The organism is Porphyrobacter sp. AAP82 (assembly GCF_000331285.1).
GTDB lineage: Bacteria > Pseudomonadota > Alphaproteobacteria > Sphingomonadales > Sphingomonadaceae > Erythrobacter.
In genome coordinates, this window is record NZ_ANFX01000024.1 from 30,494 (window position 1) to 43,209 (window position 12,716).

Genomic DNA, 12,716 nt, shown 5'->3' on the forward strand with positions numbered 1-12,716 from the left:
CTGTGCATAGGAGATAGAAAAGATGGCCACCCTCGCCGCCACCCCTGCCACCGAATACGTCATCAAGGACATCGCGCTCGCCCAGTTCGGCCGCGACGAGATCATGATCGCCGAGACCGAAATGCCCGGCCTGATGGCCCTGCGCGCCGAATACGGCGCCTCGCAGCCGCTCAAGGGCGCGCGCATCACCGGTTCGCTCCACATGACGATCCAGACCGCGGTGCTGATCGAGACCCTCGTCGCGCTGGGCGCCGAAGTGCGCTGGGCGACCTGCAACATCTTCTCGACCCAGGACCACGCCGCCGCCGCGATCGCCGCGCGGGGCATCCCGGTCTTCGCCATCAAGGGCGAGACGCTGGCGGACTACTGGGACTACGTGGGCCGCATCTTCGACTGGGCCTCGGAAGCCGATCCCGACCTGACCTGCAACATGATCCTCGACGATGGTGGCGATGCCACCATGTTCGCGCTGTGGGGCGCGCGCCTCGAAGCCGGGGAAGAAATGGGCGAGCCGACCAACGCCGAGGAGATCGAGTTCCAGCGCGCGCTCAAGGCCTTCGTCGCCGCCAAGCCCGGCTATCTCACCAGGACGGTGAAGGCGATCAAGGGCGTCTCGGAAGAGACCACCACCGGCGTGATGCGCCTCTACCAGATCGCCAAGCAGGGCAAGCTTCCCTTCCCCGCGATCAACGTGAACGATTCGGTCACCAAGTCGAAGTTCGACAACCTCTACGGCTGCAAGGAATCGCTGGTCGACGCGATCCGCCGCGCGACCGACGTGATGCTGGCCGGCAAGGTCGCCTGCGTTGCTGGTTACGGCGACGTCGGCAAGGGTTCGGCCGCCTCGCTGCGTGACGGCGGCGCCCGCGTGATGGTCACCGAGATCGATCCGATCTGCGCGCTCCAGGCGGCGATGGACGGCTTCGAAGTCGTCACCATGGAAGACGCGGTCAGCCGCGCCGACATCTTCGTCACCGCCACCGGCAACGAAGACGTGATCACCGCTGCACACATGCAGGCGATGAAGCCCATGGCGATCGTGTGCAACATCGGCCACTTCGACAGCGAGATCCAGATTGCCGCGCTTTCCAACTACGAGTGGAAGGAAATCAAGGAAGGCACCGATCTCGTCACCTTCCCCGATGGCAAGTCGATCATTGTGCTTGCCAAGGGCCGCCTCGTGAACCTCGGCTGCGCGACCGGCCACCCGAGCTTCGTGATGAGCGCGAGCTTTACCAACCAGACGCTGGCCCAGATCGAGCTGTTCACCAAGGCCGACGAATACGCAAACGACGTCTACGTCCTGCCCAAGCACCTCGACGAAAAGGTCGCCGCGCTCCATCTCGAAAAGCTGGGCGTGAGGCTGACCCAGCTGTCGGACAAGCAGGCGAGCTACATCGGCGTGCCGCAGGCCGGCCCGTTCAAGCCGGACCACTACCGCTACTAGGATGCGGCAGGGCCCGCCCGCTTCCCGCCCCGTTTTTGCACGGGCTCGGGGGCGGGCGGCCTGTCTCCCGTTGCACTCGTGCGCCTGCGCGCATAGCGGTTGAGTGATGGACCTCTCGCCGCTCTCGCTGGTGCTGATCGCGCTTGTTCTTGCCGCCTGGGCGGTGGGAGCGGGCGTTGTCGTGTTGCGCGCCAATCGCAGCGCGCACCGGGCCAAGGCGCTGCGCACCAGCGTCAAGCGGATGCAGGCCCTGCTCGATGTTGCCCCGGCGCTGCCGCTGCTGGTGCGGGTCGATGGCCGGATCGAGGCGCCCGAGCGGCTGGCGCGGATGCTCGGCCTTGCTGCCATGCCCCGATATCTCTCCGAGCTGGCCGCGCCGCCGGGCAATCCCGGGTCGGGCGGCTTCGCGCAGGCGCAGATCGAGGAGCTGTGGGGCAAGATCCAGACCACCCAGAAAAGCGCCGCGCCGTTCCGCATGGCGATCAACCTGCCGGGCTCGCAGCGCTCCCTTGCGCTTTACGGCACGCTCGCCGATCCGCAGGTCTCGCCGGGCGGAGCGGCGCTGGTGTGGGTGTTCGATTTCACCGAGAGCCATAGCGAAATGGCCCGCCTGCGCGCCGCCGCCGCGCGCGCGACAGGCGATTTCGCCGCGCTTGTCGGCCTGATCGAGGCTGCGCCCATGCCGATGTGGTTCCGCGGCGCCGATCTCACCTTGCAACTCGTCAACCAGGCCTATGTCGATGCCGTCGGCGCGGGTTCCGCGGCCGATGTGGTGCAGGGCCAGATCGAGCTGCTCGAGCCCGAGGACGACCGCTCGCCCGCCGATATTGCCCGCGCCAGCCTGCAAAGCCAGAACGCATCGGAGCGGATCGTCGCCGCCACCATCCTCGGCGCGCGCCGCACCTTGCGCGTCTCGGACCTGCCGCTGGGGCAGGAGGGCGTGGCGGGCTATGCCATCGATATCGAGGAACAGCAGCAGGCCGCGCGCGAGTTCCGCGCCTTCCGCGACGCCCAGCGCGCGCTGCTCGACCAGCTTTCGGTCGGCGTCGCGCTGTTCGATGCGGACGAGCGCCTGACCTTCGCCAACCGCCCCTTCCGCCGCCTGTTCAGCCTGATGGACGAGGCGATCGAGGCGCACACCCCGTTCGAGCGTTTCCTCGCCGAAGCGCGCGAGCGCGGGCGCACCCCCGAAGTGCGCGACTTTCCCGAATGGCGCTGCCAGCGCGCGGCGTGGTTCGGGATGCAGGCCGCGATCGAAGAAGCCTGGCCGCTGCCCGGCGGCACGCACCTGCGCGTCGTTGCCCAGCCGATGCCCGACGGCGGCCTTGTGCTCATCACCGAGGACCGCACCGAAAGCCTCGCGCTGTCCGCCGTGCGCGATACGCTGCTGCGCACCCGCACCGCCACGCTCGACAGCCTGTTCGAAGCGCTTGCGATCTTCGCGCCCGATGGCTCGGTCCAGCTCTGGAACCGCAGTTTCGCGGGCACCTGGGGCCTCACCACCGACCTGCTCGACCGGCACCCGAGCGCCGATGAACTGCTCAGCGCGATCGGCCGCAATCTGGTGCGCCCCGAAGAGGCCGCGCTGATCGGCGCGGCGGTGCGCGCGGCAACGCTCGACCGGCGCGAGAAGGGCGGGCAGGTGGAACTGGCAGACGGGCGCACGCTGCGCTTTGCCGGCATTCCGCTGCCCGATGGCAACGGGCTGCTGACGGTGCTCGACATCACCGCCTCGCAAAAGGCCGAGCAGGCGCTGCGCGAACGCGCCGAGGCGCTGGAGGAGGCCGACGCGGTCAAGGCGCGCTTCCTTGCCAACATGAGCTACGAGTTCCGCACCCCGCTCACCACCATCGGCGGCTATGCCGAATTGCTCAAGAGCGGCGCGGCGGCGGACCCGCAGGCGGCGAGCGAATATGTCGACGCGATCCTCGCCGCGGTCGAGCGGCTGACCGAGCAGGTTGAGAACGTGCTCGACCTGTCGCAGTCCGAAGCCGGGCTGCTGCCGATCCGCAAGGAGCGCCTCGACCTGCTCGACTTCCTCACCACGCTGGTGCGCGAGCGCGAACAGGCGATCATCGGCGCGGGGCTCAGCCTCGACTTGAAGGGCAGGCGCGGCCGGATCGTCGAGGCCGATCCGCGCCAGATGGGCCGTGCGATGGGCAATCTGCTCGACAATGCCATCGCCGGAACACCCGATGGCGGGCGCATCGTCATCGAGATCAAGCGCGCCGCCGATGCCGGGGCCGGGTGGAGTGCCGAGATCAACATTGCCGATAATGGCCGCGGCATGAGCGCGCAGGAACTGGCGCGCGCGTCGGGCGGGGTGAAGCCCCGCGGCGAGGGCGCGCCCGAACGGCGCACCGGCCTCGGCATTCCGCTCGCCCGCCAGCTGATCGCCGCGCATGACGGGACGCTCGAGATCGTCAGCCGCAAGGGCGCAGGCACCACCGCGACGATTCGCTTGCCGTGAGGGGCCGCTTGCCGTGACCGAGGCGCGCGAGCCTCTCCCCGATCTGGCGGCGATGGCAGCTTACGGCGCGCGTATCGCCGCGCAGGTTCGCGCGGGCGACGTGGTGGCGCTGGAAGGCGGGCTGGGGGCGGGCAAGACCACGCTCGCGCGGGCAATTCTTGCCGGGCTGGGACACGCAGGCGAGGTGCCTTCGCCGACCTTCACCATCATCGAAACCTACGCCGCACCGCCCCTGCGCCTCGCGGCGGTGCACGCCGATTTCTACCGGCTCGACGATCCGGGGGAACTCGCCGAGATCGGTCTGGGCGATTACCGCGAGGGCGCGGTGCTGCTGGCCGAATGGCCCGATCATGCAGGCGGCTTCGGCCATGAGGCCGGCTGCCTTGCAATTGCGCTCGAGCCATTGGGAGAAAGCGGGGAAGGCGGGCGGATTGCGATTGCCCGCGGCGGGGCTGATTGGGTAGGGCGCATGCCATGAGCGAACTTCCGCAAGGTCTTGCCGCATTTGTCGAAAGCGCCGGATGGGGCGGGGCCGATATCGCCCCGCTGCCCGGCGATGCCTCGTTCCGGCGCTATTTCCGGCTTTCGCGCGGTGAGGAGAGCGCGATGCTGATGCACGCGCCTCCGCCGCACGAGGACCCGGCGCCTTTCCTCCATGTCGCGCACTGGCTGAACGACAACGGCATGCGCGCGCCCGCGATCCACGCCGCCGAGCCGCAAGCAGGCTGGGTGCTGACCGAGGATTTCGGCAATGACCGGATGCGCGACTGGCTCGACGAACACCCGGGCGAGGAACGCGCGGCCTATGAAGCGGCGGTCGATTCGCTCGCCGCGCTCCACCGCCTGCCGCCGGGGCCCTTCGCGCCCTATGACATGGCGGTCTATGCCCGCGAGGCGGCGCTGCTGACCGAGTGGTACTGCCCGGCGCAGGGGCTCTGCGTCGATGTCGAAGGCTATGCGCGCGCGTGGGAAGCGGTCATGGCCCCGGTCCTCGCGCGGCAGACGCCGGGCGTCACGGTGCTGCGCGATTACCATGCCGAGAACATCATGCTCTTGGGCGGCAAGGCCGGCGCGCCGCAGGGGTTGATCGACTTCCAGGACGCGCTGGTCGGGCACCCGGCCTACGACCTCGTCTCGCTCCTTCAGGACGCGCGGCGCGATGTCGATGTGCATCTGGAGACCGCGATGCTGCTGCATTATGCGCAGGCCATCGGCGGGGCGGATGACGATTTCCTGGCGGACTACGCGACCCTAGGCGCGCAGCGCAACGCCAAGATCGTCGGCATCTTCACACGGCTCGACGCCCGCGACGGCAAGCCGCGTTACCTTGCGATGATCCCGCGCGTGTGGGCGGCGCTGGAGCGTGATCTTGCCCATCCCGCGCTCGCGCCCGTCGCCGACTGGTTCGATGCCAATATCCCGGCCGATATCCGCGCCCGCAACGGAGCAATCCCGGCGTGAGCCAGCTCGCTTCCGACACCGCGATGATCCTCGCCGCCGGGCTCGGCAAGCGGATGCGCCCGCTGACCGCGAGCCAGCCCAAGCCGATGGTGCGGGTGGCGGGAAAGCCGCTGATCGATCATGCTCTGGACCGTCTGGCGGAAGCGGGCGTGGCGCGCGCGGTGGTCAATGTCCACTATCTCGCCGATGCGCTCGAGGCCCATGTGCTCGCCCGCAAGGTGCCGCAGGTGACCGTATCGGACGAGCGCACGCTGCTGCTTGAGACCGGGGGCGGAATGGCCAGGGCCCTGCCGCAGCTGCCCGATCCGTTCTTCGCGCTCAATGCCGACAATATCTGGCTCGATGGCCCCAAGAGCGCCTTTTACGACCTCTCGCGCCGCTGGGACCCGCAAGCGATGGACGCGCTGCTGCTGGTCGTGCCCCACGCGCGGGCGGTGAACTTCAACGGGCCGGGGGACTTCCACATGGACCCCATGGGCCGCCTCTCGCGCCGCCGGGCCGGGCGGATCGCGCCCTTCATCTATACCGGCATCCAGCTGGTCAGCCACCGCCTGCTGCGCGATTGCCCGGAAGGGCCGTTCTCGACCAACATCCTCTGGAACCGCGCGATCGCGGAGGGCCGGCTTTACGGGATCAGCTTCACCGGCCTGTGGTTCGAGGTCGGCACGCCGCAGATGATCCGCCCGACCGAGGAGGCGCTGGCGGGTGGCTGAGCCCCGGACGCCCGGCCCGCTCGTCTACTCCATCGCCGCGCATCGCGGCTTCGCCGATGCGCTGGTTGCTGGCCTTGTGCCGCGCTACCGGGAGGACGGCTTCGGCCTCGCGCGCCTGACGCTGCTGGTGCCTTCGAGCAGGGCCGCGCGCACGCTGTCTGAGGCCTTCATCCGCCACGCCGGCGAGACTGGCGAAGGCGGGCTGCTGATGCCGCGCATGATCGCGGTGGGCGACCTTGATCTCGACGAGAAGCTGGGTGCGGTCCTCGACCCGCTGGGGGCTGCCGCTATCCCGCCGGCCTGCGATCCGGTGCGCCGCTGGCTGACATTGGACCGCCTGATCGCCGAAGAGCGCGCGGGCGAGGGCATGACGCCGCTCCCCGGCCGCGCCCGCCTCAACCTCGCGCGCGAGATGGCGCGGACGATGGACCGGCTGCTGGTGGAGGAGAAGACGGTCGCCGATCTGCTGGCCGATGCCGTGATCGACCAGATGGGCAATCTCGCCGAACACTGGCAGCGTTCGATCCACCTGTTCGGCCGAGTCAATGTCCGCTGGCAGGCCGACTTGGCCGAGCGCGGCGAGGTCGATGCCGCGACGCGCCGCAACCTGCTGTTCGATCACGCGGCGAAGCGCTGGCGCGAGACGCCGCCGCCGCACCCCGTTATCGCCGCGGGTGTTACCAGCGCTTCTCCCGCTTTGGCGCGGTTGCTGCGGGTCGTCTCGCAGCTCCCGCAAGGCGCGGTGGTGCTCCCCGATCTCGACCTCGCGATGGATGCCGCGGCGTGGGACGAACTGGGCCTTGCAGGCGCTTCGCAGGAGCCCGGCGGGCCGGTGTTCGGGGCGGATGATGCGGTCACCCATCCGCAATATCACCTGAAGCTCCTGCTCAACCGCATGGGCGTCAACCGCGCCGAGGTGCAGCCCTGGCACCGCCGCGGGATCGCCGCCGCCGATCCCGCGCGCAGCCGCGCGATCTCCGCGCTGTTCCTGCCCCCTCAGGCGAGCCGGTCATGGCGCACGCTCGAGGCCAGGGACCGGCGGCTTGACGGGGTGCGCCTCCTCGCCAGCGCCACCATCGAGGAGGAAGCGCAGGCGATTGCTCTCCTCGTGCGCCAGCAGCTCGAAGTGCCCGCAAAGCGCATCGCCGTCGTCACCGCCGACCGCGGGCTCGCGCGGCGCGTGGCGCAGCATCTCGAGCGCTGGAACATCGCCGCTGACGATTCCGCCGGTCGCCCGCTGGCGCTGACCGCGGCGGGGCGCCTGTTCGGCCTGCTCGCGCACGTCGCGGCCAATGGCCCCGATCCCGCCAATCTGGTGGCCGCTTTCGGCCACCCGCTGGTGAAAAGCTGGGAGGGCGGTCTGCGCGCCGACTGGCTGAGGGGCCTGCGCGCCTTCGATCGCCAGCTCAGGGGACCGTCTCCTGCGCCCGGCATGGAGCCGCTGCGCGCGGCGGCCGCCAAGGCCGGAATCGAAAGCTGGTGGGAGGAAGCCGAAGCGCTCGTCACCCCGCTCGCCGACTGGCCGGAGACAATCGCGCTGGCCGAGGCCCTCTTGCGGCTCTCGGCCGCTGCGGAAAGCTTCGCCCGCTCCGCGATCTGGGAGCGCGAGGATGGCCGCGCCTTGGGCCAGCTGGTCGAGGAATTGCGCGCCGCCGCAGAAGCGCTCGGCACCCGGATCGAGACCACCGACCTCGCCGGCGCCTTGCGCGATGCGATGGAGGCGGTGGCGGTGCGCCCGGGCTATGGCGGGCATCCGCGCGTGGCCATCTACGGCCTGCTCGAAGCGCGCATGGCCCGTGCCGATCTGGTGATCTGCGGCGGCCTCAATGAAGGCTCCTGGCCGCAGCCGCCCGGCGCCGACGCGCTGCTCGCGCCGGCGGTGCTGCGGGCCTTGGGGGTGCCGGGGGCCGAGTTCCGGATCGGGCTTGCCGCCCACGATCTGGCAGGCGCGATGGGCGCGCCGCAGGTGGTGCTCTCGCGGTCCCTGCGCGATGCCGAGGGGCCGGCGCTGCCCTCGCGGTTCGTGCTGCGTGTCGAGGCCTTGCTGGGCGCGGAACTCGACAAGGAGCACCGCGAGCGGACCATCCCCGCGATCCTCCCGCACCTTGACCGCCAGCGTCCGGCCGCGCCCGAATATCCGCGCCCCGCGCCCGATCCCGCGCCCGCCTTGCGCGATGTGGCGATCAAGGTCACGGCCTTGGACCGCCTGCTCGGCGATCCCTACCAGTTCTACGCGCAGGCGATCCTCGGGCTGAAGCGTCTCGATCCGCTGGCAGCCGACCCGTTCAGCGATCCGGCGCTGCGCGGCACGCTGGTCCACGCGATCCTCGATGGCTGGCACCGGGCCAAGGAGAACCAGCCCGGCCTCGCGCTCGCGCCCTTTGCCGCCGCGTGGTTCGCCGCAGAGCGCGTCCACCCGCTGTTCCGTGCGCTGTGGCAGCCGCGCCTGATCGCCGCACTCGAACGCTTCGAGGAGTGGATCGCCGACAACGCGGCCGAGGGGCGCACCGTGCTTGCCACCGAGATCGACGGGGTGATGGAGGTGGACGGGGTCAAGGTCCAGGGCCGGGCCGACCGCATCGACCGGCTGGCGGACGGGACGCTCGGGATTGTCGATTACAAGACGGGCCGTGTGCCTTCGAAAACCGAAGTCGAGGCCGGCTTCGCGCTGCAACTCGGGCTGCTGGGCCTGATCGCAGAACACGGCACGTTCACGGACAGGAAGTCCGGCAAGGTGGTAGAGGGCGCCGCGACAGCCTTCGAATACTGGTCCTTCGGGAAGCACGATGACGGGTTCGGCAAGCGGCAGAGCCCGATGAAGCTCTCATCGCGAGAGAGCGGGCTCGAACCGGACAAGTTCCTGCCGCACCACCTCAACAAGCTGCGCTTCGCGATCAGAGAATACATCAAGGGCAGAACCCCCTTCCGGGCCCGCGAAAATCCCGATTATCAGGGCTACACCGATTACGACCAGCTGATGCGCCTCGAGGAATGGCTCGTCCGGCTCACGGGGCAGGAGGACAAGGCATGAGCGGCGCGAGCGGCCTCGTCTTCCCGCTTGAGGACAACCAGCTTCTTGCGGCCAACCCCGAGGATAACGTGTGGCTCTCCGCATCGGCGGGGACCGGCAAGACGCAGGTGCTCTCCGCCCGCGTGCTGCGGCTGCTGCTGCGCGAGGATGTGAGCCCGTCGCAGATCCTGTGCCTGACCTTCACCAAGGCGGGCGCAGCCGAGATGGCGAACCGCATCAACGCGGTGCTGGCGCGCTGGGTGCGGCTCGATGCCGGGACGCTCGGCAAGGAACTCAAATATCTCGGCGCCGATTACGGCCCGGCCACGCAGGAACGTGCCCGCACGCTGTTTGCCAGCGTCCTCGATTGCCCCGGCGGGGGCCTCAGGATCGACACCATCCACGCCTTCGCGCAGTTCCTGATCGGCAACTTCCCGGAAGAAGCGGGACTTGCCCCGGGCACGCGGGTGATGGATGACCGCAGCCGCGAACTGCTCGCGCGCGAGGTGCTCACCGACCTGTTCGAGGATGCCGAGCGGGCGCATGATGTGCGCATCCTCGATGCGATCACCGCCTTCACCACCCGCAAGGACCCGGCCGCCTTGCACACGTGGCTGATGCGCGCCGCTGATGCGCACGAGATGTGGGCGGGCCGCGACGGCTGGCAACCGCCGATGGCGGCGCGGGTGCGCCAGACACTGGGGATGCCGGCTGATGCGGGGGAAGAGTGGCTGGCGCAGCCGCTCGACCCCGATCTCTTTCCCGATGCCGCGCTGATCGCGATCCGGGATGCGCTGCGCACATGGGGCAAGCCATCGGGTGAGCCGGCCATCGCGGGGATCGGACGCTGGCTGTCGCTTGACAGGCCGGCCCGTGTCGGGGCGACGGACTGCCTGATCGGCAAGGTGGTCAATGCCAAGCTCCTGCCCAATGGCAACCTGCGCCACGCAGCCGCGCACGAACCGCGTTTCATCGACTACCAAAGCAACGTCGCCGAGGCCCTCGCCGAGTTCGAAACCCGCCGCGCGCTCCTCGCCTGTGCCGAGGTCGTCGCGTCCGCGCTCGAAATCGGCCGCGCCTTCGCGCTGCGCTGGGAGGAGCGCAAGGCCCGCGAAGGCTTGCTCGAGTTCGGTGACCTGATCCGCAAGGCCGCCGAATTGCTCGACAATTCCGCCGCTGCCGACTGGATCCGCTACAAGCTCGATCGCCACTTCGATCACATCCTCATCGATGAGGCGCAGGACACCAACCGCAGCCAGTGGGATATCGTCGAGGCGCTGATCGAGGACTTTTTCGCCGGCGAGAGCGCGCGCGCAGACAAGCTGCGCACGATCTTCACCGTGGGCGATTACAAGCAGGCGATCTTCGGCTTCCAGGGCACGAGCCCGGAAAACTTCGCCCGCGCCAAGGAGCGCATCCATGCGAAGATCGAGGCGGCGCGGACCGGGATCGCCGCAAGCCGGGCCAACCGTCGCCAGCCCGGCTGGCGCGATCTCGACCTCGGCAAGTCCTATCGCACCGCGCAGATCGTGCTCGGCTTCGTCAACCGCGTGATCGGGATGCTCGGTTTTGCCGCTTTCGGTCTCGACCGGGAGCCGCCCGAACACATGGGCGCCGAACGTCCGGGGCTGGTGACGCTGTGGCCGCCGGTGGTGCCCGACAGGGTCGAGGCGGAAGGCGATGAGGATAGCGAGGGCGCGGGCGAGGGCGAGGGCGAGGCGGAAGGGCGCGACTGGCTGCCCAAGCACGACACGCTGCTCGCCGAGAACATCGCCCGGCAGGTGGCGCGCTGGGTGAAGGGCCCGGAGCCTTTCGTCCTCGCCAAGGGCACCTGTCGCCATGCCGGGCCGGGCGATATCATGGTGCTGGTCCGCCAGCGCAAGGCGCTCGCCGCGCAGATCGTCGCCAAGCTGCACGCGCGGGGCGTGCCGGTGGCGGGCGTCGACCGGCTGCGGCTGGGTGCGCCGCTGGCGGTGAAGGACGTGCTCGCGGCCCTGCGCTTTGCCGCGCAGCCGCAGGATGACCTCAGCCTTGCGAACCTCCTCTCCTCGCCGCTGGTCGGGTGGAGCCAGGACGATCTCCTCGCGCATGTCCCGCGCCAGCCGCGCGTGCGGCTGTGGGACCACCTCAACCGCGAGGGCGCGCCGCCCTTGGTCGCCGACACCGCCGTGCGGCTCAAGGATCTCCTGCGCCGCGCCGACTACCAGACCCCGCAGGCGCTGATCGCCTGGCTGCTCACCGGCCCGTGGCAGGGCCGCGCGCGGCTGGTGGAGCGGCTCGGGAGCGAGGCCAACGACCCGCTCGACGAGCTCCTCAACGCCGCCTTCGCCTACCAGGCCGAGCACTGGCCGAGCCTTGCCGGCTTCATCGCCTGGTTCGACGCCGGCACCGGCGACCTCAAGCGCGACAGCGACAGCGCGGCCGGGCAGGTGCGGGTGATGACCGTCCACGGCTCGAAGGGCTTGCAGGCCCCCATCGTGATCCTCGCCGATGCCACCGGCGCGCCGGGCGAGGCGGGGGATCTGGAGCTCGAGGACGACCTGCTCGTCCTGAAGCCCGACCGCAAGCGCCTCGTCCCGCTCCCTCCGCTCGGCAAGGACGAGCGCAAGGGGCGCGTCGCCGAGGCCGAGGCCGCCAAGGCCGCCGCCGCGCTGCAAGAGCACTGGCGGCTGCTCTACGTCGCCATGACCCGCGCCGAGGAGGCGCTGTTCGTCGGCGGATCGCTCAACCTCAAGGAGGCCAAGAAGGGCGTGCCGCACGAGGACAGCTGGTATGCCCGCCTCGCGCCGCTGTTCGAGGCGGCGCCGATCGACGACCCGGTGTGGGGCACCCGCCGCGAATGGGGCGAGCGCGCCGGGCCGCTGGTGCCATCGGACGCCGCCTCAACCCCTGCCGCCGACTTCGTCCTCCCGCGCTGGGTCACCACCCCGGTGGGCGAGGAGCCGCGCCCGCCGCGCCCCCTCGCGCCGTCAGCCGCGGGCGAGGAAGCGGGCGCCGCTCCGCCGCAGGACGCAGGGGCCGCGCGCCATGCGGCAAGACGCGGGAGCCTGATCCACGCCCTGCTCGAACGCCTGCCCGAGGTGCCGCCCGAGACCCGCACCGCCGCCGCGCAGGCCTGGCTCGCCCGGCAGGCGGGCGACCTTCCCGAACCCTTGCGCGCCGATCTGCTCGCCGCCGCGCTCGGTGTTCTGGAGCACCCCGGCTTCGCTCCGATCTTCACCCCGGCCGCGCTCGCCGAGGTGCCGCTGGCCGCGACCGTGGACGGCGTGGTCGTTGCAGGGACCGCCGACCGCCTGCTGATCGAGCCGGCCCGCATCACCGTGGTCGACTTCAAGACCACTCGCCGACCGCCGGCGAGCGCTGCCGACATCCCGCTTGCCACCTTGCGCCAGATGGCAGCTTACGTGGCCGCGCTCGAGACCATCTACCCGGGCCGCGAGGTGCGCGCCGGCGTGCTCTACACCCACACGCCGGCGCTGTTCGACCTCCCGCCCGAGACACTCGAGGCACACAAGAACGCCTTGCAGGCCCCGCAGCAATCCTTGCCGCTTCCCGATATTGAGTGAATAGCCGAGCGCACTAGATTGCATTCATGTGACCGGCGCTCCTATGCTC

General features: G+C 70.0%; 7 protein-coding genes. All 7 read left to right on the forward strand.

The window, feature by feature from the left end:
* Positions 1-22: 22 nt before the first annotated feature.
* Positions 23-1,447 (forward strand): adenosylhomocysteinase, encoded by a 1,425-nt coding sequence (gene ahcY / locus D620_RS0107675; RefSeq protein ID WP_017665216.1) that lies wholly within the window; start codon positions 23-25, stop codon positions 1,445-1,447.
* 106 nt (positions 1,448-1,553) lie between these two features.
* Positions 1,554-3,917, forward strand: a complete 2,364-nt coding sequence (locus D620_RS0107680; protein ID WP_017665217.1) for a PAS domain-containing sensor histidine kinase — start codon at positions 1,554-1,556, stop codon at positions 3,915-3,917.
* Between the two features lie 13 nt (positions 3,918-3,930).
* A complete protein-coding gene (tsaE, locus tag D620_RS0107685) occupies positions 3,931-4,395 on the forward strand; it encodes a tRNA (adenosine(37)-N6)-threonylcarbamoyltransferase complex ATPase subunit type 1 TsaE (protein ID WP_017665218.1) in 465 nt (154 codons plus the stop codon).
* Positions 4,392-5,378 (forward strand): aminoglycoside phosphotransferase family protein, encoded by a 987-nt coding sequence (locus D620_RS0107690; RefSeq protein ID WP_017665219.1) that lies wholly within the window; start codon positions 4,392-4,394, stop codon positions 5,376-5,378. The genes tsaE and D620_RS0107690 overlap by 4 nt, the downstream gene beginning before the upstream one ends.
* Complete coding sequence (locus D620_RS0107695; protein WP_017665220.1) at positions 5,375-6,091, forward strand: nucleotidyltransferase family protein; 717 nt, start codon at positions 5,375-5,377, stop codon at positions 6,089-6,091. Before D620_RS0107690 ends, D620_RS0107695 begins: the two co-directional genes overlap by 4 nt.
* Entirely contained in the window at positions 6,084-9,122 is a 3,039-nt protein-coding gene (addB, locus tag D620_RS0107700) for a double-strand break repair protein AddB (RefSeq protein WP_017665221.1), read from the forward strand. The genes D620_RS0107695 and addB overlap by 8 nt, the downstream gene beginning before the upstream one ends.
* Positions 9,119-12,667, forward strand: coding sequence for a double-strand break repair helicase AddA (gene addA / locus D620_RS0107705; protein ID WP_017665222.1), 3,549 nt, complete (start codon positions 9,119-9,121; stop codon positions 12,665-12,667). Before addB ends, addA begins: the two co-directional genes overlap by 4 nt.
* Positions 12,668-12,716 lie beyond the last annotated feature (49 nt).

What these genes read in the sequence shown, in the direction of transcription:
- D620_RS0107680 (WP_017665217.1), top strand. Translation starts at nt 1,554, where the DNA reads ATGGACCTCTCGCCGCTCTCGCTGGTGCTGATCGCGCTTGTTCTTGCC.
- ahcY (WP_017665216.1), top strand. Translation starts at nt 23, where the DNA reads ATGGCCACCCTCGCCGCCACCCCTGCCACCGAATACGTCATCAAGGAC.
- addA (WP_017665222.1), top strand. Translation starts at nt 9,119, where the DNA reads ATGAGCGGCGCGAGCGGCCTCGTCTTCCCGCTTGAGGACAACCAGCTT.
- D620_RS0107690 (WP_017665219.1), top strand. Translation starts at nt 4,392, where the DNA reads ATGAGCGAACTTCCGCAAGGTCTTGCCGCATTTGTCGAAAGCGCCGGA.